This window comes from Nocardiopsis coralliicola (genome assembly GCF_054779695.1).
In genome coordinates, this window is the sequence record NZ_BAAGXT010000045.1 from 23125 (window position 1) to 43706 (window position 20582).

Genomic DNA, 20582 nt, shown 5'->3' on the forward strand with positions numbered 1-20582 from the left:
GCGCATCGGGTGCTCGGGCGCATCCCTCATGGTGCCACCGCGCCGATCGTCCAGGGCCCGCGCGGGGGCGGGAATCCCGCGGTGCTGCCTGCGCGGCGGCGCGTGGCGCGCATTGCCACAGCTTATGCGGCATTTGAGGCCGTTCATCCTGCGGTGTCGGCGGCGCCGGCCAGCGGTGGCGCCGCCAGCGGGCCGGCCGGGCAGGTGTCAGCCCGCGGGCCGTTCGGCGCCCCGGGCGGTCCCGGCATGCTCGCGGGCGAGCCGCTCGATGATGTCGGTGCAGGTGTCGAGGGAGACCGCGGTGGAGTCGAGCACGAGGTGGTAGTGGCGGCTGTCGGCGGGGTCGGTGCGGTAGTAGCGGCGCACGTAGGCGGTGCGGGCACGGTCGTTGTCGGCGACGTCGCGCATCCGCGGCGGCCGCCACTCGGGCGCCCCGGTGCCGGTCGCAGTGTCGGCCCAGGGATCGGCGAGGGCCTCCCCGGAGCCCGCCTCTCCGAGCCGCACGACCTGGTCGAAGCGGCGCGCAGGCGGGCCATCGAGCCGCACGTGCAGCACGCCGGGGCGGTCGGCGAGGACGATCGCGGCGGCCCTGCCGAGGACGACGCCGCCGCGCTCGGCCATGGCGGCGAGCACTTCTTCGGTGCGCTCGACGAATTCCCGGTCGTCGAGCACCCGCCCGTCGGCGCCGAACCCGGGGTAGCCGGTCTCCACCCCGCCCAGGGTGACCGTGGGCAGCCGCGCGGCGCCCGCCAGCAGGCGCTCCAGGCCGCTGGGAGCGCGGTCGTCCCGGGTGAGGGCGTCTTCCAGTGTGCAGCCGACCTGCTCGGCGACGGCGGTCGGCACGGCCCGGTCGAGGAAGGGCACCCCGAGCCGTTCGGCAACGGCAGGCCCGACAACACTGCCGCCGGCTCCGAACGTCGCCGACACCGTCACTGCGTACGCCATAGCGCCACCATCCGTTCCACCTGACGGTCTTCTACCCCGGCTGGGGGGCACCGCAACGGCGGAAGGCGGTCCGGGCACACCGGCGAGCCGGCTCCCGCAGCGCGCCGCGCGCGAGCGCTTCCGCCGCCGGCGGTTCGCGGGCGGCGGGTAGCGGCCGGCGGAGAGGCCCGGCCTGCCGCAGCCGCTGCGGAGCGGGGCTGCCTTCATCTGCGCGGCCGGCCGCGGTGCGGTGCGGGGACGGTCGTCCCCGCACCGCGCGGCGGCGGGCGGCCCGGTGCGGGCGGGCGCGGCGCAGCCGGCCCGCAGCGGGGGCTCAGAACAGGGCCGAGGTGAGGGCGCGGCGCGCCGCGGCGACCGCCGGGTCGCCGGGGGGCAGGACCTCGAAGAGGCTGAGGAGGCGGGTGCGGGCCCGGTCGCGGTCGTCGTCGCGGGTGCGCCGGACCAGGTCGACCAGGCGGTCGAAGGCGGCCTCGTACCGCTCGGTGGCGACCTCGACGTCGGCGGCGGCGAGCTGCGCGTCGACGTCGTCGGGGGCCTGCGCGGCGGCGTCCAGCGCAGCCTGGGCGTCGATGCCCTCGGTGCGGCGGGCGACGCGCACCCAGGCGAGGCGGAGCTTGGCCTCCTCGTTGCGGGGGTCGCGCTCGGCCTCGGCGGCGTAGACGGCCTCGGCGGCCGCGAAGTCGCCGCGCTCCAGCGCCTGGCGGGCCTCGTCTTCGACCGGGTCCTCGGCGGGCTCGGCTTCGGCCTCGTCGGCCGCGTCCTCCGGGCCCAGGCCGGCGTACTCGGCGGGGAGCACCTGCTGGCGGCGGAGCTCCTCGAAGATCTCGGTGAGCCACTGCCGCAGCTGCGCCTCGTCAGCGGGGCCGGCCGGACCCGGCACGACCTGGCCGCCGATCACCAGCGCGACGGTGGGCACCGCCTGCACCCGCATCGCCTGGGCGATCTGGGGGTTGGCCTGCACGTCGACCTTTGCCAGTGCCCACTGCCCGCCGGCGCCGACGGCGAGCCGGTCCAGGGCCGACTCGACCTGGGCCGACTGCTCGGAGCGGGCCTGGAGGACGGCCAGCACCACGGGGGCCCGGGTGGACCCCTCGAGGACGACCTGCTGGAAGTTGCTCTCGTCAACGTCGATCGCGTACGGGTTGGCGGTGCCCGACGCCTGCTCGGCCTCGCGCTTGGCCTCGCGTTCCATGGCCGCTTTCCGGGCCCCGAGGTCGATCGCGCCCTGCATGGAGTAGTCCGATGGCTGCATGCCCCCATCCTGCCGCATCCGCGGCGACCACCGGGAACAGCCCGGCGGCCGGTCTCGGGCCCCGGCGGCCGCCGCGCCGGCGGCGCGGACCGGAGCCCGGGCGGCGCCGGCCCGTGCTCAGCGGGAACCGCTATGCCGCGCGCGCAGGGTCAGAACTGCGGGTCCTCCACGTAGGTGCCGAACTCCTCACCCATGGCCCCGCAGATCTCGCCGAGGGTGGCCTCGGCGCGGGCCGCGTCCAGGATGAGCGGCACGAGGTTGCCCGAGTGCGGGTCGCGGGCGGCGGCGAGCAGCCGGTCCAGGGCGGCCTGCACTGCGGCGCCGTCCCGCTCCGCGCGGCGGCCGGTGAGCGCGGCGACCTGGTCGCGCTCGACCTCGTGCCCGATGCGCAGGATCTCCAGCGCGCCGGAGACGGTGTTCTCCGCGGTGTTGACGCCGACGATGCGCTTGTCGCCCTTCTCCAGCGCCTGCTGGTAGCGGAACGCGGACTCGGCGATCCGCGAGCTGAACCAGCCGTTGCGGATGCCCGCCAGGATGCCGGAGGTGACCGGGCCGATCGCGTGCTCGGCGTCCTCGCCGCCGCCCATCTTCACGATGTGGGCGAAGACCTCCTCGGCCTGCTCCTCCATCCGGTCGGTGAGGGCTTCGAGGTAGTAGGAGCCGCCGAGGGGGTCGGCGACGTTGGCCGCACCGGTCTCCTCGCGCAGCACCTGCTGGGTGCGGAGGGCGATCTCGGCAGCCTGCTCGGTGGGGAGTGCGAGGGTCTCGTCGAGCGCGTTGGTGTGCAGCGAGTTGGTGCCGCCGAGCACTGCGGACAGCGCCTCCACGGCGGTGCGCACGACGTTGTTGTAGGGCTGCTGCGCGGTGAGCGAGACGCCGGCGGTCTGGGTGTGGAAGCGGAGCCACTGCGCCCGCTCGGTGGTGGCGCCGAAGCGGTCGCGCATCCAGCGGGCCCAGATGCGGCGGGCGGCCCGGAACTTGGCGATCTCCTCGAAGAAGTCGATGTGGGCGTCGAAGAAGAAGGACAGCCCCGGGGCGAACACGTCGACGTCCATGCCGCGGGACAGGCCCAGCTCGACGTAGCCGAAACCGTCGGCGAGCGTGAAGGCGAGCTCTTCGGCGGCCGTGGATCCGGCCTCGCGGATGTGGTAGCCCGACACCGACAGCGGCTTGAAGGCCGGGATGTTCTCGGCGCAGTACTCCATGAGGTCGCCGATCAGGCGCAGGTGCGGCTCGGGCGGGTAGAGCCACTCCTTCTGCGCGATGTACTCCTTGAAGATGTCGGTCTGCAGGGTGCCGTTGAGCCGGGACAGGTCGGCGCCCTGCCGCTCGGCGGCGGCCAGGTACATGCAGAACACCGGCACGGCGGGGCCGCTGATGGTCATCGAGGTGGTGACCTCGGCCAGCGGGATGCCGTCGAACAGCACGTCCATGTCGGCGGTGGAGTCCACGGCCACGCCGCAGTGGCCCACCTCGCCCAGCGCCATCGGGGCGTCGGAGTCGTGGCCCATCAGGGTGGGCATGTCGAAGGCGACCGAGAGCCCGCCGCCGCCGGACTCCAGGATCATCTTGTAGCGCTCGTTGGTCTGGCGGGCGCTGCCGAAGCCGGCGAACTGCCGGATGGTCCAGGGGCGGCCGCGGTAGCCGGTCGGGTAGAGGCCGCGGGTGTAGGGGAACTCGCCGGGCCAGCCGATCCGCTCGAAGCCCGGCTGCTCGGTGCCGGGCGGCGGACCGTAGGCGGGCTCCACCTCCAGGCCGGACAGGGTGGTGAAGTCCGCGTCGCGGGTGGGGGCCGCATCGAAGCGGGCCTGCCAGCGGGCACGGCCGTCCGCGATCTCGTCACTGGTCGCCATATCCCGATACTAGGACTTCCGAATAAACCTGCCAAGAGTCCCGCCGAGCGCCGCGCAGAATACCCGAAAGGGGATGCGGAAGAAGGAAGGGCGGACGGAACGGGGGATGCGGAACCCAGCGCACCGCCGGAACGCAGCCGCCGCCCGGCACGGGAGGCGGGGTCAGCCGGCGGCGCGCTCGCCTTCGCGCCCGGCGCGGCCACCGAGGGCCGGCGCCCCGGCTGCGGGGTCGGCGGCTCCGTCGGATGCGGCCTCCTCCGGCGGGGTGGAGAGGGGGCCGCCCGCTGCGGCGGCCGGGAAGTCGCCGAATCCGACGCGCAGCTTGATGAAGGCGCGGTGCAGTGCGCCGAGCTCGTCGTCGGAGTACTCGTCGAAACCGAAGTCCATGGCGAGCAGGTCCCGGCTGGCGCCCTCCATCGCCTCGCGGCCCGCGTCGGTGATCTCGGCGAGGGTGCCGCGGCCGTCGCTCGGGTTGGGCGCGCGGCGCACCAGGCCCTGCCGCTCCAGCCGGTCGATGGTGTTGGTGACGCTGGTGGGGTGCACCATGAGCCGCTCGCCGATCTTCCCCAGCGGCAGCGCGCCGCTGGCGCTGAAGGTGAGCAGCACCAGCGCCTCGTAGCGGGCGAAGGTGAGCCCATAGGGCTTGAGTGCGGCGTCAAGCCGGCCGATCAGGATCTGCTGCGCGCGCATGACCGAGGTGACGGCGGCCATGGCGGGAGAGGCGCCCCAGCGCCGCTCCCAGTTCTCGTGCGCGCGCTCGATCGGATCGAACGGCAGGTTCAGCGCGTTTCCCACGCCGCCACTCTAACGCCCAGTGCACAATCCCGCGGCGGGACCGTTGACCCGGCCAATATTGATAGTTAAGTTTCCTAAAAATTAGTGGGCCGCGCGCCCGGCAACCCGCCTCTCGCCCCCGACCCCCCGGGAGACCACCGCGATGCCATTCCCCCACGCAGCGCCCAGGAGGCGGCGCACGGTCGCCGCTGCGGCCGCCCTGCTCCTCGTCCCGCTGGCTCCGGCCGCGGCCGGAGCAGACGAGCGGCCGCAGGGCGGCGCCGTCACCGTCGAGCATTCCGAGCAGTCCCGGTGGCCCTCCGGCTACCAGGCCGAGATCACCATCGACAACCCGACCGACGCGCCGCTGAAGGACTGGTCGGTGGAGATCACGCTGGCCGGCGACGCCCGCGTGCACGCGATGTGGGACGCGACGCTCACCGAGCGGGAGGACTCCGGCGAGGGCGCCTCCTACACCGTGGCCCCGCCGGAATGGGGTGCGGACGTCCCCGCGGGCGGCAGCTACACCTTCGGCTACACCGGCACCGGCGGCGACGGCCCGGCCGACCTCGCCGCGTGCACCGTCAACGGGGCCCCCTGCGACGGGTCCGGCGCCGAACCCGGGTACCGCCAGGTCGGCTACTTCACCCAGTGGGGCGCCGAGGACAAGGGCTACACCGCGCGCGTGCTGGACGAGTCCGGGCAGGCCGCGAAGCTCACCCACCTCAACTACGCGTTCGCCAACCTCGACGAGGACGGCCGCTGCTTCGCCTCCGACGAAGAGGGCGTCGGCGAGGCCCGCTCCGACTACGGCCGCGCCTACACGGCCGAGGAGAGCGTGGACGGCGTCGCCGACAACCCCGACCAGGCGCTGCGCGGCAACTTCAACCAGCTGCGCAAGCTCAAGGAGCGCCACCCGGACCTGCGCGTCAGCATCGCCCTCGGCGGCTGGGCCTGGTCGGACTACTTCTCCAACGCCGCGCTGCCGGAGAACCGCGAGGAGGCCGTCGCGTCCTGCATCTCCCAGTTCATCGACGGCGACCTGCCCGAGCTGAACGGCGCCGGCGGCGACGGGGCCGCGGCGGGCCTCTTCGACGGCATCGACCTGGACTGGGAGTGGCCCGGAACCGAGGGCGAGCCCGGGAACATCATCCGCGAGGAGGACAAGGAGAACTACACGGCGCTGGTGCAGGAGTTCCGCGAACAGCTGGACGAGCGCTCCGCCGAGACCGGCCGCGCCTATGACCTGACCGCGTTCGTGCCGGCCAGCACCGAGGCGATCGAGGCCGGCTACGAGGTGCCCGAGCTGATGGAGGAGTTCGACTTCATCAACGTGCAGGGCTACGACTTCACCGGCACCTGGTCCACCAGCACCGGCCACCAGGCCAACGTGCGCGTGCCCGAGGGCGACCCCGCCGAGGCGCCGCGCAGCTACGAGACGGTGGTGCAGGCCTACGTCGACCGCGGCGCCGACCCGGCCGACCTGGTGATGGGCGTGCCGTTCTACGGCCGCGGCTGGGAGGGGGTCGAGCCCGGCCCGGACGGCGACGGACTCTGGCAGGAGTCGGACGGCGCCGCGCCGGGACCGCGCGACCCCGGCTACAACGACTTCTCCGTGCTGCAGGGCATGGTCGAGGAGGACGGCTACGAGGTCTTCCGCGACGACCACGCCGGCACCGCCTGGATCTACAACGGCGACCAGTGGTGGAACTACGACGACCCCGAGGCGATCGCGCTGAAGACCGCCTGGGCCCGCGAGCGCGGCATGGGCGGCGCCATGGCCTGGTCGCTCGACGGAGACACGTCCGACGGCGCCCTGATGGCAGCGCTGGACGGCGAGCTCAACGGCTCGGGCTGACGATCCCGGCCGCCCGGTGCGCACGGCCGGGCGGCCATCCCGGCGGGGGCGGTCCGGCGATGGCCGACGAGACGGGCCTCCCCCGCCACCGCGGGGTGCCGCCGTGAACGGGGCGGCACCCCGCGCCGTCTCCGGGCCTGCCGCGTTCGGCCGGCGGTGCCTGGCGCCCCGTCCCGTCCGGATCCGGCGGCTCGCATAGGCTGCCCGGCATGCGGAGATCCATGATCAGCACGGCGGCCTTCGACGAGTTGGCGCCGGCCGAGCTGTACGCGCTGCTCCGGCTGCGCGTCGACGTGTTCGTGGTCGAGCAGGAGTGCCCCTACCCGGAACTCGACGGGCGCGACACCGAGCCGGGCACACTCCACCTGTGGAGTACCGACGCCGCCACCGGGGCGGTGGAGTCCTGCCTGCGGCTGCTCACCGAAGCCGACGGCAGCGCGCGCATCGGCCGCGTCGCCACCGCCCAGCACGCCCGCGGCCGGGGCCTGGCCCGCGCCCTGCTCGCCGCCGCCCTTGAGCAGACGTCGGCCGGCACGGTCCGCCTGGACGCCCAGACCACCGCCGCCGGCCTCTACACCGGCCTGGGGTTCGCGGTGGACGGGCCGGAGTTCCTCGACGACGGCATCCCGCACGTCCCGATGGTCCTGCACCGCAGTACCGCACCGGCCTCGGCGGGCTGACCGGCCCGGCAGTCCCCCGAACTCCGCCCAGGCAGAGGCCGGGCACGGACCGCCCCCGTCCGGCCGCCCTCTGCCGGCGTCGACGCCCGCACGGTGCTGACCGCGGGAGGCGCCCTTCGCCTCCCGTCAGCCAGCGCCGCACCGGGTGGGGCCCGGCTCCGGCAGGCCGGCCGGGGCCAGCGCCTCCGGAGCACTCCCGGCGCACGGCTGCACAGGCCGAAGCAGGGGGAGGGCGCGCTGCCCCGGGGCACCCACCAGCACGCTTCCGGGCACCACCGGCCGGCGCTTCCCGCGGCGGGCGTGGACGCCCCGCCACGGGGCCCGCAGCCAGGCAGGCCGGGGCAGACGCAACCCGGAAGCGGCGCCGCCGCTCCGCGTGGCGGATCGTGCGCACAGGCAGGCTCCGACCGCGCCGCCGCAGACCGCCGCCTGCCGACCACCCGGACTCGGCTGTGTGCGCAGGCTCAGCCGGCTCAGCCGTCGTCGCCCAGCAGCCGGTCGGCGGCCGCGTAGGGGTCCGCACCCGCGGCGACGCCGGCGGCGAGCCGGTCGATGCCGGCGTGGCCGTGCACCGTGGCCAGGCGGGAGCGGAGTTCCTCCAGGGCGATCGACTCGATCTCAGCGCGCGCCCGCGCAGTGCGGCGGAGCTCCAGCCCGCCGCCGGAGCGCAGGTGGTCCGCGTGCTCGTCGAGGCGCTTCACCAGTTCGTCCAGGCCGGTGCCGTCGATCGCGGAGGTGGACACGATCGGCGGCTTCCACGCGCCGGCGGGCCGCTCGACCAGGGCGATCATCTGGCGGAGTTCGCGGACGGTCGCGTGCGCGCCCTCCCGCTCGGCCTTGTTCACCGCGAACACGTCGGCGATCTCCAGCACACCGGCCTTGGCGGCCTGCACGCCGTCGCCCATGCCGGGGGCGCAGAGGACGATCGTGGTGTCGGCGTGCCCGGCGATGTCGACCTCGGCCTGGCCGACCCCGACGGTCTCCACCAGCACCGTGTCGAAGCCGGCAGCGTCGAGCACCCGCAGGGCGTGCGGTGTCGCCCAGGACAGCCCGCCGAGGTGGCCCCGGCTGGCCATCGAGCGAATGAAGACGCCCGGGTCGGTGGCGTGCTCCTGCATGCGGACCCGGTCACCGAGCAGCGCGCCGCCGCTGAACGGCGAGGACGGGTCGACCGCGAGCACGGCGACGCTCTCGCCGCGCGCCCGCAGCGCACCCACCAGGGCGCTGGTGGAGGTGGACTTGCCGACGCCGGGCGGCCCGGTGAGCCCGACGATGCGGGCCCGGCCGGTCGCCGGGGCCAGCGCGGCGGTCAGCGGCCGCAGCTGCGGCGCGGCGCTCTCCACCAGGGAGACCGCGCGCGCGACCGCGCGCCGGTCACCGCCGCGCACCCGCTCAGCGAGTCCGGTCACATCCATGGCCTGGGCCTCCCCAACCGTTTCGGCGGCGCACCCCGGGCGCCGGTGGAGCATCGACGCTGCTGCAGGCGCGCGGCCCCGGTGCCGCGCGCCCTCCCACTGCGCTGTTCCCCGCGCATGCCGTGCTTCCGTGCCGTGCAGGGCGGCCGTGCAGCACCGTCCCTACTGCACCGCCACCGCCCGCGGAAGGGCCTGCACCGCACACGCCGGGACCGCTGCTGAAGCGTGCGAGCGCTGGGCCCGCAGGCGCACGGGCCCAGCCGACCGCGGAGCAGGGCTCCGCAGCGCTGGTCAGGCTCCGGGAACCTGGAAGAGGAGCGCGTCGCCCTGGCCGCCGCCGCCGCACAGCGCCGCGGCACCGAAGCCGCCGCCGCGCCGCTGCAGCTCGTAGATCAGGTGCACGGCGAGCCGCGCGCCGGAGGCGCCGATCGGGTGGCCGAGGGCGATGGCGCCGCCGTCGGGGTTGACGATCTCCTCGTCGATCCCGAGGTCGCGGGTGGACTGCACGGCCACCGCGGCGAACGCCTCGTTGATCTCGACCATGTCCAGTTCCGCGGCGTCCCGGCCGGCCTTGCCCAGCGCGTGCCTGATCGCGTTGGAGGGCTGGGAGTGCAGCGAGTTGTCCGGGCCGGCCACGTTGCCGTGCGCGCCGACCTCGGCGAGCACCGTGCAGCCGAGCTCTTCGGCCTTGGCGCGGCTCATCACGACGACGGCGGCGGCGCCGTCGGAGATCTGCGAGGAGGATCCGGCCGTGATGGTGCCGTCCGCGGCGAACGCCGGGCGGAGCTTGGCCAGCGACTCGGCCGTGGTGTCCGGGCGCACGCCCTCGTCGGCGTCCACGATCTTGGGGTCGCCCTTGCGCTGCGGCACCTCGACCGGCGCCAGCTCGGCGTCGAACCGGCCGTCCTTGGCAGCGCGGGCGGCGCGCTGGTGGGAGCGGGCGGCGAAGGCGTCCTGCTCCTCGCGGGTGAGGCCGAGGCGGGCGTTGAACCGCTCGGTGGAGGCGCCCATCGACTCCTCGTCGAAGGCGTCGGTCAGCCCGTCGTGCTCGGTGGCGTCGAGAACCTCGATGGCGCCGTACTTGTAGCCGGTGCGCGAGCGCGGCAGCAGGTGCGGGGCGTTGGTCATCGACTCCATGCCGCCGGCCACGACCACGTCCACCTCGCCGGCGGCGATGAGCTGGTCGGCGAGGGCGATGGCGTCGAGGCCGGAGAGGCAGACCTTGTTGATGGTCAGCGACGGCACGGTCATCGGGATACCGGCCTTCACCGCGGCCTGGCGGGACGGGATCTGCCCCTGGCCGGCCTGGAGGACCTGGCCGATGACGGTGTAGCCGACCTGGTCGCCGGTGATGCCGGCGCGCTCCAGGGCGGCCTTCACCGCGACCGCCCCGAGGTCGGTGGCGGACTGCCCGGCGAGCGCGCCCAGCAGCCGGCCGATGGGCGTGCGCGCCGCGCCGACGATGACGGATCCGGGCATGAGGGGCCTCCACGTGTTCGCCTTCAGACCTGCTCTGCCACGATACAGACGTCGGCTCATCCGCCTGTCGGGAGGATCTGCGCAGTGTCTTCGTTCACCCGGATCGACCACGTCGGCATCGCCTGCCGCGACCTGCAGGCGTCGGTGGCCTTCTACACCGAGACCTACGGCTTCACGCTGGAGCACGAGGAAGTCAACGAGGAGCAGGGGGTGCGCGAGGCGATGCTGCGCGTCTCCGGCACCGACGACGGCGGCGCCTCCTATATCCAGCTGCTGGAGCCGATCCGCGACGACTCCCCCGTCGCCCGCTTCCTGGACCGCAACGGCGAGGGCGTGCACCACGTCGCGTTCGGCACCGGCGACGTGGCCGCCGCGTCAGCCCGGGCCGCAGAGCACGGGGTCCGGGTGCTCGACCCGGAGCCGCGGGCGGGCTCGATGGGTTCGCGGATCGCCTTCCTGCACCCGAAGGACTGCGGCGGCGTGCTGACCGAGGTGGTCGAAGCGGCCGGCGGGCACGGCGGCAGCGCGGAGAGCGGGAGCGACGGAAGCGGCGTCCGCCCCTGACACGCCCCCGCCGCCGTCGGGAACATGTGTCCGAATCGGCGGCCGCGGCGTTGCCGCTGCAATGGAATCGGATCCCGCTGCCCGCCCGGCCGGGACCACCGGGGCGCAGGGGGCGGATGGGGCGCAGGAGCCACTGCCGCTGCGAGGCTGCCGCGCGTTCGTGGGCGGCCGCGGCACCGCCGGCCCCGGAGCGGTCCGGGCCCGTGACACAACCGTCACTTCCGGTGTCCGCGCACGTCCCAGGGGGCGCAGGAGGAGCGGAATGCACGGTCCGCCCGCGGGAAGCGCCCTTTGCTTGGTAAAGTCTGGTAGCCGCCGATTATCTGGCGTTTCCCCTCGTAGTCCACGCCCCCGCGACGGGCTTTTGCGCCGGTACGCATGGGTGCGGTAATGGCCGGCCAAGACTCCGTATCAATGGAGGGAACCACGACACGCCCGCAGTCGCCGGAGAGTACCCTCCCCACAGGAGTACTCGACGGATGAGGGCGTCCGCGGAGGTTCCGCACCAAGGCCGCGCGAATCACCCGCGCCCGCGCCCGCCCGTCGCCGACCGTCCGTATGCCGTTCCGCCACCCGTTCAGGATTCCGCCACATGTCGTCCGATATTGAAGCCCAGCTGACCAACTTCTTCGAGGAAGACACCGAGTCGACAGAGTTCGACGTGGTCCTGCGCGGTTACGACCGGCAGCAGGTCACCGACTACATCAACCAGAAGCAGAACGACCTGCACCAGGCGCGCGAGACCGCCGAGCGCTCGCGCCAGGAGCTCAGCCAGGTCAAGCAGCAGCTCCAGGAGCAGGACCGGCCCACCTACTCGGGTCTGGGCGCCCGCATCGAGCAGCTGCTGCGGCTCGCCGAGGAGCAGGCCACCGAGCTGGTCCAGGGGGCCCGCGCCGAGGCCGACGACATCAAGGCCGCCGCCAAGATCGAGGCGGCCGACATGCGGGCCGCGGCCGAGAACGAGGCCAACGAGCTGCGCACCACCGCCCAGCGCGAGGCGGACGAGATGCGGTCCTCGAGCGAGAACGAGGCCGAGGAGATCCGCACGACCGCCCGGCGGGAGGCGGACGAGCTCACCGCCACCACCGAGCGCGAGGTCCAGAAGAAGATCTCGACGGTTGAGCACGAGATGGCGGAGCGCCAGGCCACGCACGAGGCCGAGATCTCCAAGATCCGGATGACGACCGAGCGCGAGTGCACGCAGGCCCGCGCGGCCATGAAGCGTGAGCGCGACGAGACGCTGCAGGCCGCGAAGCGGCAGGCCGAGGAGCTCCGCGCCCAGGCGCAGCGCGCGCTGGAGGAGAGCGAGGCCCGCCGCGCCCAGGAGGAGGCCGAGTTCGAGATCCAGCTCGCCGGCCGCCGCGAGGAGGCGGAGCGCCAGGACGCCGAGCGCCTCGCCGCCGCCCAGGCCGCGACGCAGAAGCTCGTCTCCGAAGCCGAGGAGCGGGCCGCCAGCGCCGAGCAGCGGGCCACCAAGGCCAGCACCCAGGCCGAGCAGACGCGCCGCGACGCCGAGCAGCACGCCAAGCAGCTCGTCGCCAACGCGAAGAAGCAGTCCGAGCAGATCGCGGGCGAGGCCAAGTCCAAGGCCGAGCACCTGGTGAGCGACGCGAAGGGCGAAGCCGACCGCACGATGACGGCGGCCCGCCAGCAGGTCGACGAGCTCACCAAGCAGCGCGACAGCATCCAGTCCCACCTCCAGCAGCTGCGCCAGCTGCTCGGCGGCGGCGACTCGATGCCGGCGGCCCCGGCCGCCGCGGCTGCTCCGGAGAAGCAGGCCATCGAGTCCAAGGACAACAACGCCGCCGGCAACGGCAACGGCTCCAAGAAGCAGAAGGAAGCCGTCGCCGCCGGTGAGGACGAGGACTGGTGGCAGGAGTAGCGGCCACCCGGGCGCCGCTCTGAGGCGGATCCGATCGGGCACCGGGCCCGGCCCCCGCGGGGGCCGGGCCCGTTCTCGTCTCTGCGGCGCAGCGCCAGGCTCCGCGTGGTCCCGAGCGCGTGCGCAGGAACGGGCCCGGCCGGCGGGTGCGGGCCGCTACGATCGCGGCGGGTCCGACCAGTGTCGAGAGGGGCATCCAGATGAGCCACACCGCCGCCGGGCTGGAGCTGCCCCACCGCCACGCGGTGAAGATCCACGCCGAGTACGTGGAGCACCCGGCGGCTCGCGCCCTCCTCAAGGCGGAGCAGGCCAACTGCGCGGTCTGCCGCGACCTCGCCGACCGGCACGCGGTGGACCAGCACGAGGTGATGGAGTCGCTGCTGATGGGCTTCGCCCGCAAGCGGTCGGCCGAGTGGCGCAACGCCCACACCCGCTACCCCATCAACCTCGGCGAACTGGTCCCCCCGCCGGAAAGCCGCCTGCTGTCGCTGACCACCCGCATCGTCGCCGACCACATCATCATCGGCTCCCGCTCCGGCGACCGCGTCTCCCTCCGCACCGCCATGGAGCTCCTCGACCAGCTCACCACGCACGAGCGAACCGAACTCCTCGACGACGTCATCGACGCCATCATGGACGGCGACGACGGCTGAGCTGTGCATTGAGCTGACGGCGGCGATGCATCCCGCGCCCGCGGGGCTCACGCCGGTGAAGTTCCACGTGGACTCGGGGCCGTCCCCGCACGCGCGGGGCTCTCGCCCCAGGATGGCCTACACGCGCGTGGTGGAGCGGTCCATCTCCTCCGCGCCTGCGGGGCTCCCCTGGTCGAGGACGGCCACATCCTCACCCACGCCGGTCCATCCCCGCGTCTGCGGGCTCCCACGGCCCGGCCTGCACCGTGGCGGCGCCGTGGCCATCCTGCATGGTCAGTGACCGGAAAGTGGCCGCATCCCGTTCACGCGCCCGTGTCGCGGGTGGCCGGGCCGTCCCATTCGGTGGGGAGCGGGGTGGAACCCGGGACGACCTGTTCGGCGATGCGGTTGAGCACGGTGCGGACGTAGGGCTCGCCGACCCAGAGGTGCTTGGCGCCGTCGACGCCGACGACGTCGGCCTGCGGGATGCGGGCGAAGCGCTTGCGTGCCTCCTCCGGGCGGAGGTAGTCGTCGAACTCGGGGACGAGGGCCAGGACGGGGCGGCCGAAGTCGGCCCAGCCGTCGAGGTCGGCGCCGGTGGCCCGGTGCAGTGGCGGCGAGAGGAGGATGGCGCCTTCGATGTCGGGCTCGCGGCCCCACTTCAGCGCGAGTTCGGTGCCGAACGACCAGCCGAGCAGCCACGGGTTCGGCAGTTCCTCGAACTCGGCGAACTCGATGGCGGCGGCCACGTCGTAGCGCTCGTCCTCGCCGTCGCCGAAGGAGCCCTGGCTGGTGCCGTGGCGGGACGTGGTGCCGCGGGTGTTGAACCGCAGCACCGCGATGTCGGCCAGCGCCGGCAGCCGGAACGAGGCCTTGCGCAGCACGTGGCTGTCCATCATGCCCTCCGCCGTCGGCAGCGGGTGCAGGCAGACCAGGGTGGCCTTCGGCGGGCGCTCGGCGGGCAGCGCGAGCTCGCCGACCAGGTCCAGGCCGTCGGCGGTGTGCAGCGTCACGGGCCGCCGGTCGGCGGGCAGGACCGTGGTGGCGCGGATGTCCATGGCTCCTCGATGGATCGCGGTGTTCGGAGGCGGCCGCCGAGCGGCGGCCGGGCTGGTGCGCGTCAGCGGCGCGGCGCGCGGACTCCGCGCCGGTCGCGCCGCTCCCAGCAGGACGAATGCCAGTGCCTGCGGTCCTCGCCGTCGCCGTAGGGGCGCCAGGCGACCAGGTGCGGCATGCCGGGCCGGATCTCCTGGGCGCAGCCGGGACACCGGTAGGTCTTGGTGGCGGCCGACCCGGGGATGCGCCGGGTCACCCACTCCCCGTCGGGGCCGGTCTCCCTGCGCTCGCCGCCGGTGACGCGCAGCATGAGGGCGTCGGGGTCTCCGGCCGGCGCCGGCCCCCCGCTCCCCTGCCCGCTCCGGCGGCGCGGCGTATTGCGGCGTGGACTCACCGTTCCAGGGTAGGCGGCGCCCTGCCACGGGAATACCGCGGCCCCGGCTCTCACGGCGTGCTGCGCACTCCGCCCGCTCGCCCGCCCGAGGTGCGGCTCCGCTCCGGCGCGCCGAGCCGGCGCAGCCATTCCCCCGGGACCGCGCCCCGGGCCGGCGCCGCCTCCCATTCGCCCGATTGTTCTGCCGCTGCCGCCTGCCTTTCGCGGAGTTTCGCTACGATGACCGACTCCACAACGGCGGCAGCCCCCTGCCGGCGTCATTGCGAGGAGTGCACATGCAGCCGAATCCGCAGCAGCCCCCGCCTCCGCAGTACGGACAGCCGCCGGCCCATGGCCCTGCACCGGTGGGCGGCGGGCCGGGGCCGGGCGCTGCACCGCCCCGGCCGCCCAGGCCGCGGTCGGCAACCGCGGCGGCCGTCACCGCGGGTGTCCTGGCGCTGCTCACGTCCGCACTGCTGGTGGCGTTCGCGATCGTCAACGTCGCCTACGCGGTCGGCCCGGTCGACCGCGCCGGGCCACTCGGAGTAAACGCGGCCAGCGGGCTCGTCTCCGGCGGGGCGCTCGCTCTCGCGGCGCTTTTCACGTTCTTCCGCTGGATTCCCGCCGCCTGGACGCTCTGCGGCCTGAGTGCGCTCTATGCCTTGGCGTCCGTTTTCGCGTCGCCGCTCGCCTTCGGCACGAGCCAGGTCGACCAGCTCGCCTTCCTCTTCGGCTTCCGGGAAATCGACGATTCCCTCGCCGGGCTGGCGGTCGTCTTCGCGGCGCTCACCGCGATCAGCGCGGCGATTGCGGGCAGCGTACGGGCGACGGGGCCGGCCACCGCGGGCCGCTGATCCGGGACGGCGGGCGGAGCATGCAGCGGTCCGGCGGCGGAAGCCGTTGATCGCCTCCCGCCGCCGGACCGGTCGTGCTCAGCGCAGGGTTGCCGCCCCGGTTCGGCCCAGCTCGAGCAGGAGCGGGGAGCGCGTGGCCGGGGCGAGGCCCGCGGCGGAGAGGCCGTCGAGCGCCTTGGCCACGGACGTAACGCCCCGCTCGTCCAGCATCTCCAGCGGCCCCTGCGGGTACCCGCAGCCGAACCGCATCGCGGTGTCGACGTCGGCCGCGGTCGCGTAGCCGTCCCCCACCATGCGCAGCGCGTCGTCGATGTGCGGCGCGAGCAGCAGGTCGGCCAGGTCGAACCCGCGGGCGCCCGACCGCACGGCCTGCGCGACCGGGCCCTCGGGCAGCGGCTCCGCGGCGTTCTCGGCGCCGCCGTAGGTGTAGAAGCCGCGCCCCGTCTTGCGGCCCAGGTGCCCGGCGGCGACCATCCTGCGCAGCAGCGGGGCGGTGGCGTAGCGCTGGCCGCGGAACTCGTCCCACAGGACGTCCATCACCGCGAGGCACACGTCGATGCCGACGAGGTCGGCGAGCGTGAGCGGCCCCATCGGCAGGCCGGCGGCCTTCTGCACCGCGGCGTCGATCTCCTCGCGCGAGCCGAGCCCGCGCCCGTAGGCCGCGATGGCGTCGTTGATGTAAGGCACCAGCAGGGCGTTGGCGACGAACCCGCCGCGGTCGCCGACCCGCACCGGCGTCTTGCCGATCCGCTTGGCCACTTCGGCGGAGATCTCCGCGGTCTCCGGCGCCGTGCTGAGCGTGGTGACGACCTCCACCAGCTTCATCACCGGAGCGGGGTTGAAGAAGTGCAGCCCCACCACGCGCGACGGGCGGCCGGTGAGCGCCGCGATCTCGGTCACCGACAGCGAGGAGGTGTTGGTGGCCAGGATCGTCCCGGGCGGGCAGATCCGGTCCAGGTCGCCGAACACGTCGCGCTTGAGGTCCATCCGCTCCGGGACGGCCTCCACGACGAAGTCGGCGTCGGCCAGCGCCTCGCGATCGGTGGAGAACGCGATGCGGCCGAGGATCCCATCGTGCTCGGCGCTGGTAATGCGCCCCTTGTCCAGGGACTTGCCCAAGGACTTCTCGATGTGCCCGCGGCCGCGGCCGAGGGCGTCGTCGTCGATCTCGACACCGGTCACGGAGAATCCGGCGCGCGCGAACACCTCAGCGATGCCCGCGCCCATCGTCCCCAGCCCGACCACGCCGAACTTGTTGAATTCCTGCACCATGGCGCCCACCTTAATCCGTGGTCTGCGCGGCTCAGCGCGCGGGCAGCACTCGCCCGCGCACCTCGCCGAAGCCGATGCGGCCGGAGGCGCCGGGCGCGGTGGCGGTGATGGCGACCTCGTCGCCGTCGGCCAGGAAGGTGCGCTCCTCGCCGGCGACCTTCACCGGTTCCCGGCCGTTCCGGGTGAGCTCGATGAACGCGCCGACGGTCTCCGGCTCGGGGCCGGAGATGGTGCCCGAGGCGTAGAGGTCGCCGGTGCGGGTCGAGGCGCCGTTGGCGGTGAGGTGCGCCAGCATCTGCGCGGGCGACCAGTACATCTGGGCGTAGGGCGGGCGGGTGATCTCCTGGCCGTTCCACACCACCGACAGGTCGATGTCGAGGCCCCACGGTGCGCTCTCCTGCAGGTAGGGCAGCGGCTCGGGGTCCTGCACCGGGGTGGGCACGCGGGCTTCGGACAGGGCGGCGAGCGGAACCACCCACGCCGCCACCGAGGTGGCGAAGCTCTTGCCGAGGTGCGGCCCGAGCGGCACGTACTCCCACGCCTGGATGTCGCGGGCGGACCAGTCGTTGACCAGCACCGCGCCGAAGACGCGGGTGGCGAAGTCCGCGGTGCTGACGGGGGTGCCCAGCGGCGATCCGGTGCCGATCACGAAGCCGAGCTCGGCCTCGATGTCGAGCCGGCGGGACGGCCCGAAATCGGGCGCCGCGGCGTCGGGGGCCTTGCGCTGGCCGTTGGGGCGGACGATGTCGGTGCCGGAGACGACGACGCTGCCGCCGCGGCCGTGGTAGCCGACCGGCAGGTGCTTCCAGTTGGGCATGAGCGGCGCGGAGTCGGGCCGGAAGAGCCGCCCGAGGTTGGTGGCGTGGTGCTCGGAGGCGTAGAAGTCGACGTAGTCGCCGACCTCGAACGGCAGGTGCAGCGTGACGTCGCCGAGCGCGTGCACGGCCTCGTCCGGCACCTCGCCCCGGATGCGCTCGCGGATGGCGGCGCGCACCTCGGTCCAGCGCGCGTGGCCCTGCGCCATGAACGGGTTGAGGGAGCCGGCGGCGAACACGTCGGTGCCGACACCGCTGCCCTGCAGCAGGACGGTCAGGTCGACGACGTGGTCGCCGTAGCGCACGCCCACGCGCGGAGCAGCCCCGGCGGGGGAGAAGACGCCGTAGGGCAGGTTGTCGGGTCCGTACAGGGAGTCCTGCGGAAGGTGCAGGCGGGAGGCTGGCACGGGGTCTCCTCGTGGGTCGGTAGCGGTCGGTCGTTGCGGTCGCGGGGGTGCGGGGGCCGGGGTGCCGGGCTCGGCGTGGGGGCTCGGGGACGCCGGCGGCGCGGGGCGCCGTTCCGTGTCCCCTACCCCCGGCCCTGGCGCCGCACCGCAGGGCGCGGCTCCTGCTGCGCGGCGGTTCTGCGTTCGGGTTCGGCTGATTCACGGGCCGGGGCGCAGGCCGCGCGCTGCCGTGCTCGGCCTGCGCCCGGGAACATCTAGTCGCCGTCGTCCAGGACCGCGGCCGGGAGGAGGCCCAGGTCCACCAGTTCGCCGAGGGGCTCGGTGATGCTGCACGTCCCGTAGGAGGCGAACGCCGCCCGGGCCGCCGCCGCGCGCTCGGCGCTGAGGGCGCCCGCGCGGCGGGCGAGGGCTGCGGCGTCGCGCTCGGCGAGGAGCGCGGCGAGGTCGCCGGGTTCCGCGCCGTCCGCGGCCGCCTCCGCGGCGAGCAGCAGGTTGAGGAACCCGTGCTGCTCGAACCCGGTGTCCGGTGCAGTGTTCCGGACGGCGTGGTGCAGCCCGGCGGTCGCCTTGAACGGGATGCCGGCGGCCGCCGCTGCGGCGATGCCGCCGGCCAGCTCCGCCTCGTCCGGGTAGAGGTCGGCGCGGATGCCGCCGGTCCGGAACTTGGCGCGCCGCCCGGTCTCGGCGAGCGCCGCGAGGATGCCGGTCCGCCGGTCGTCCCGCGGCACCTCGACGTAGACCCCGGTGCTGCCCGGTGCGGTGGCGAGCGCCCGGTCGAGGGCGGTCGGCAGCTCGGCGGCAGACATGCCGTCGGGCACGGCGATCTCGACGGCGCGCAGGTCGGCGCCGAGGCGGTCGGCCTCCTCCAGCGCAGCGGGCAGCGTGTCCGGCCCGCCGGGTGCGGTCAGGACCAGGTCGAGCGGCGGCTCTGCGGGGCTGAGCAGCTCCGCCAGCGGCTCCAGGGCCGCCACTGGCAGCACCAGCGGCCCGACGAGCGCGGCCCGGGGGCCGGCGGTGTGTGCGCGGTGCGCCGGCAGGGCCTGCTCCAGCGGCGCGCGGCCGGGCGGGAAGACCGCGGCGTCGTCGAACAGCGCGGCGAAGAGGGTGCGCGCCGCCGGCCCGGCCGTGTCGAGGGCGGTCACTGCGGACCACGCCCCGCCCAGGACCAGGCGTAAGTGCCGTCGTCGGCGGCGGTCCCGGCCTCGCCGAGCTCCAGCGGGCGGAAGGTGTCGACCATGACGGCCAGCTCGTCGACCTCCTGGACGCCGATGCTGCGCTCGTAGGCGCCGGGCTGCGGGCCGTGCGCGTGGCCGCCCGGGTGCACGGAGACGGAGCCCTGCCCGATACCGGAGCCCTTGCGCGCGGAGTAGTCGCCGCCGCAGTAGAACATGACCTCGTCGGAGTCGACGTTGGAGTGGTAGTAGGGCACCGGGATCGCGAGCGGGTGGTAGTCCACCTTGCGCGGCACGAAATTGCAGATCACGAAGTTGTTGCCCTCGAACGCCTGGTGCACGGGCGGCGGCTGGTGCACCCGGCCGGTGATCGGCTCGAAGTCGTGGACGCTGAACGTGTAGGGGTACAGGCAACCGTCCCAGCCGACCACGTCGAACGGGTGGTGCGGCACGACCATGCGGGTGCCGGCGATGTTGCCCGGGCCGGGGCCGCGGTGCTTGACGTAGACCTCGGTGTCGCCCTCCGCACCGCTGCCTTCGGCGAGCAGCGGGGCGTCCGGGCCATGCAGGTCGCGCTCGCAGTAGGGGGCGTGCTCCAGCAGCTGGCCGTAGCGCGACAGGTAGCGCTTGGGCGGAGCGATGTGGCTGGTGGCCTCGATCGCGTAGAGGCGCAGCGGCTCGTCGCCGGTGGGGACCCACCGGTGCGTGGTGGAGGTGGGGATGATGACGTAGTCGCCGGACTTGGCTTCCAGCGCGCCGAAGACCGTCTCCACACGGGCGGTGCCGGACTCGACGTAGACGCACTCGTCGCCGGTGGCGTTGCGGTAGAGCGGGGAGGCGGTGCCGACGACGGCGTAGGAGATGCGCACGTCGCCGTTGCCGAGGATGAGGCGGCGGCCGGTGACGGCGTCGGTGTCCTTCCACTCGTCGCCGAACAGGCCGTGCAGCTTGAGGTGGCGCGGCTTGAGCGGGTGGTTGGCGACGGTGGCCAGGTCGGGCAGTTCCCAGGGCGCGGAGTCGACGATGGCCGAGGGGATGTTGCGGTGGTAGAGCAGCGAGGAGTCGGACGAGAAGCCCTCCTCGCCCATCAGCTCTTCGAAGTAGAGCGTGCCCTCCGGGCTGCGGTGCTGGGTGTGGCGCTTGGGCGGGACCTCGCCCACTCGGCGGTAGTACGCCATGACTCGCCTCCGATGTCCGGTGCGTGGCCGGGCCGTGCGCCCGCGCCGTCTCCATATAGTTAACACATTGACTATTGGGTTGGAAACACCCCGGAAGCATTCGGCCCGGAGGAGAGGGAGC

General features: G+C 74.2%; 17 protein-coding genes and 1 pseudogene. 6 read left to right on the forward strand and 12 right to left on the reverse strand.

Translation table 11 applies throughout. The annotated features are described in order from the left end of the window. Nucleotides 1-207 precede the first annotated feature (207 nt). The 4 genes and pseudogenes from ACYVGT_RS23290 to ACYVGT_RS23305 form a co-directional block, all read right to left on the reverse strand. Nucleotides 208-945 (reverse strand): cytidylate kinase-like family protein, encoded by a 738-nt coding sequence (locus ACYVGT_RS23290; RefSeq protein ID WP_460862250.1) that lies wholly within the window; start codon nt 943-945, stop codon nt 208-210. A 313-nt stretch (nt 946-1258) separates the two neighbouring features. Next, nucleotides 1259-2197, reverse strand: a complete 939-nt coding sequence (locus tag ACYVGT_RS23295) for a tetratricopeptide repeat protein (protein WP_460862253.1) — start codon at nt 2195-2197, stop codon at nt 1259-1261. Between the two features lie 149 nt (nt 2198-2346). Beyond that, entirely contained in the window at nt 2347-4050 is a 1704-nt protein-coding gene (locus ACYVGT_RS23300) for an acyl-CoA mutase large subunit family protein (RefSeq protein WP_460862256.1), read from the reverse strand. Between the two features lie 291 nt (nt 4051-4341). Then, nucleotides 4342-4845 (reverse strand): annotated as a pseudogene (locus ACYVGT_RS23305) (MarR family winged helix-turn-helix transcriptional regulator); the annotation flags it as partial. Nucleotides 4846-4987: 142 nt separating this feature from the next. Here ACYVGT_RS23305 and ACYVGT_RS23310 point away from each other — a divergent pair. Beyond that, entirely contained in the window at nt 4988-6682 is a 1695-nt protein-coding gene (locus ACYVGT_RS23310) for a glycosyl hydrolase family 18 protein (protein WP_460862258.1), read from the forward strand. A gap of 209 nt (nt 6683-6891) precedes the next feature. After that, nucleotides 6892-7362 carry a GNAT family N-acetyltransferase gene (locus ACYVGT_RS23315; RefSeq protein WP_460862261.1) on the forward strand — a complete coding sequence of 157 codons (471 nt, stop codon included), beginning with the start codon at nt 6892-6894 and terminating at the stop codon, nt 7360-7362. 473 nt (nt 7363-7835) lie between these two features. On the opposite strand, the gene meaB is transcribed toward ACYVGT_RS23315, so the two are convergent. Further along, nucleotides 7836-8777 (reverse strand): methylmalonyl Co-A mutase-associated GTPase MeaB, encoded by a 942-nt coding sequence (meaB, locus tag ACYVGT_RS23320; protein ID WP_460862265.1) that lies wholly within the window; start codon nt 8775-8777, stop codon nt 7836-7838. Between the two features lie 291 nt (nt 8778-9068). Continuing rightward, nucleotides 9069-10256, reverse strand: coding sequence for an acetyl-CoA C-acetyltransferase (locus tag ACYVGT_RS23325; RefSeq protein ID WP_460862267.1), 1188 nt, complete (start codon nt 10254-10256; stop codon nt 9069-9071). An 84-nt stretch (nt 10257-10340) separates the two neighbouring features. Between ACYVGT_RS23325 and mce the strand changes: the two genes are divergently transcribed. From mce to ACYVGT_RS23340, 3 genes are all read left to right on the forward strand, one after another. Then, nucleotides 10341-10820 carry a methylmalonyl-CoA epimerase gene (gene mce, locus ACYVGT_RS23330; protein WP_460862269.1) on the forward strand — a complete coding sequence of 160 codons (480 nt, stop codon included), beginning with the start codon at nt 10341-10343 and terminating at the stop codon, nt 10818-10820. A 592-nt stretch (nt 10821-11412) separates the two neighbouring features. Beyond that, a complete protein-coding gene (locus tag ACYVGT_RS23335; protein WP_460862272.1) occupies nt 11413-12702 on the forward strand; it encodes a DivIVA domain-containing protein in 1290 nt (429 codons plus the stop codon). Nucleotides 12703-12902: 200 nt separating this feature from the next. Next, a complete protein-coding gene (locus tag ACYVGT_RS23340; protein WP_460862275.1) occupies nt 12903-13355 on the forward strand; it encodes a hypothetical protein in 453 nt (150 codons plus the stop codon). Nucleotides 13356-13657: 302 nt separating this feature from the next. Here ACYVGT_RS23340 and ACYVGT_RS23345 read toward each other — a convergent pair whose 3' ends face one another. Beyond that, the gene (locus ACYVGT_RS23345; RefSeq protein ID WP_460862278.1) at nt 13658-14392 is read right to left on the reverse strand and encodes an alpha/beta hydrolase; all 735 of its coding nucleotides are present in this window, start codon (nt 14390-14392) and stop codon (nt 13658-13660) included. A gap of 62 nt (nt 14393-14454) precedes the next feature. Then, a complete protein-coding gene (locus ACYVGT_RS23350) occupies nt 14455-14784 on the reverse strand; it encodes an ATP/GTP-binding protein (RefSeq protein WP_460862282.1) in 330 nt (109 codons plus the stop codon). Between the two features lie 458 nt (nt 14785-15242). Between ACYVGT_RS23350 and ACYVGT_RS23355 the strand changes: the two genes are divergently transcribed. After that, complete coding sequence (locus ACYVGT_RS23355) at nt 15243-15617, forward strand: hypothetical protein (RefSeq protein WP_460862284.1); 375 nt, start codon at nt 15243-15245, stop codon at nt 15615-15617. A 78-nt stretch (nt 15618-15695) separates the two neighbouring features. Here ACYVGT_RS23355 and ACYVGT_RS23360 read toward each other — a convergent pair whose 3' ends face one another. The 4 genes from ACYVGT_RS23360 to ACYVGT_RS23375 all read right to left on the reverse strand — a co-directional run bounded on the left by ACYVGT_RS23360 (nt 15696) and on the right by ACYVGT_RS23375 (nt 20461). Then, entirely contained in the window at nt 15696-16889 is a 1194-nt protein-coding gene (locus tag ACYVGT_RS23360; RefSeq protein ID WP_460862287.1) for a 3-hydroxyacyl-CoA dehydrogenase, read from the reverse strand. A 31-nt stretch (nt 16890-16920) separates the two neighbouring features. Then, nucleotides 16921-18111, reverse strand: a complete 1191-nt coding sequence (gene fahA, locus ACYVGT_RS23365; RefSeq protein WP_460862291.1) for a fumarylacetoacetase — start codon at nt 18109-18111, stop codon at nt 16921-16923. A 254-nt stretch (nt 18112-18365) separates the two neighbouring features. Further along, entirely contained in the window at nt 18366-19253 is an 888-nt protein-coding gene (locus tag ACYVGT_RS23370) for a hypothetical protein (RefSeq protein ID WP_460862295.1), read from the reverse strand. Continuing rightward, entirely contained in the window at nt 19250-20461 is a 1212-nt protein-coding gene (locus ACYVGT_RS23375) for a cupin domain-containing protein (RefSeq protein WP_460862298.1), read from the reverse strand. The genes ACYVGT_RS23370 and ACYVGT_RS23375 overlap by 4 nt, the downstream gene beginning before the upstream one ends. Nucleotides 20462-20582 lie beyond the last annotated feature (121 nt).

Coding starts and splice junctions, on each gene's coding strand:
- ACYVGT_RS23310 (WP_460862258.1), top strand. CDS start 4,988: ATGCCATTCCCCCACGCAGCGCCCAGGAGGCGGCGCACGGTCGCCGCT.
- ACYVGT_RS23345 (WP_460862278.1), bottom strand. CDS start 14,392: ATGGACATCCGCGCCACCACGGTCCTGCCCGCCGACCGGCGGCCCGTG.
- ACYVGT_RS23295 (WP_460862253.1), bottom strand. CDS start 2,197: ATGCAGCCATCGGACTACTCCATGCAGGGCGCGATCGACCTCGGGGCC.
- ACYVGT_RS23315 (WP_460862261.1), top strand. CDS start 6,892: ATGCGGAGATCCATGATCAGCACGGCGGCCTTCGACGAGTTGGCGCCG.
- ACYVGT_RS23340 (WP_460862275.1), top strand. CDS start 12,903: ATGAGCCACACCGCCGCCGGGCTGGAGCTGCCCCACCGCCACGCGGTG.
- ACYVGT_RS23290 (WP_460862250.1), bottom strand. CDS start 945: ATGGCGTACGCAGTGACGGTGTCGGCGACGTTCGGAGCCGGCGGCAGT.
- ACYVGT_RS23360 (WP_460862287.1), bottom strand. CDS start 16,889: ATGGTGCAGGAATTCAACAAGTTCGGCGTGGTCGGGCTGGGGACGATG.
- ACYVGT_RS23335 (WP_460862272.1), top strand. CDS start 11,413: ATGTCGTCCGATATTGAAGCCCAGCTGACCAACTTCTTCGAGGAAGAC.
- ACYVGT_RS23375 (WP_460862298.1), bottom strand. CDS start 20,461: ATGGCGTACTACCGCCGAGTGGGCGAGGTCCCGCCCAAGCGCCACACC.
- meaB (WP_460862265.1), bottom strand. CDS start 8,777: ATGGATGTGACCGGACTCGCTGAGCGGGTGCGCGGCGGTGACCGGCGC.
- ACYVGT_RS23300 (WP_460862256.1), bottom strand. CDS start 4,050: ATGGCGACCAGTGACGAGATCGCGGACGGCCGTGCCCGCTGGCAGGCC.
- ACYVGT_RS23325 (WP_460862267.1), bottom strand. CDS start 10,256: ATGCCCGGATCCGTCATCGTCGGCGCGGCGCGCACGCCCATCGGCCGG.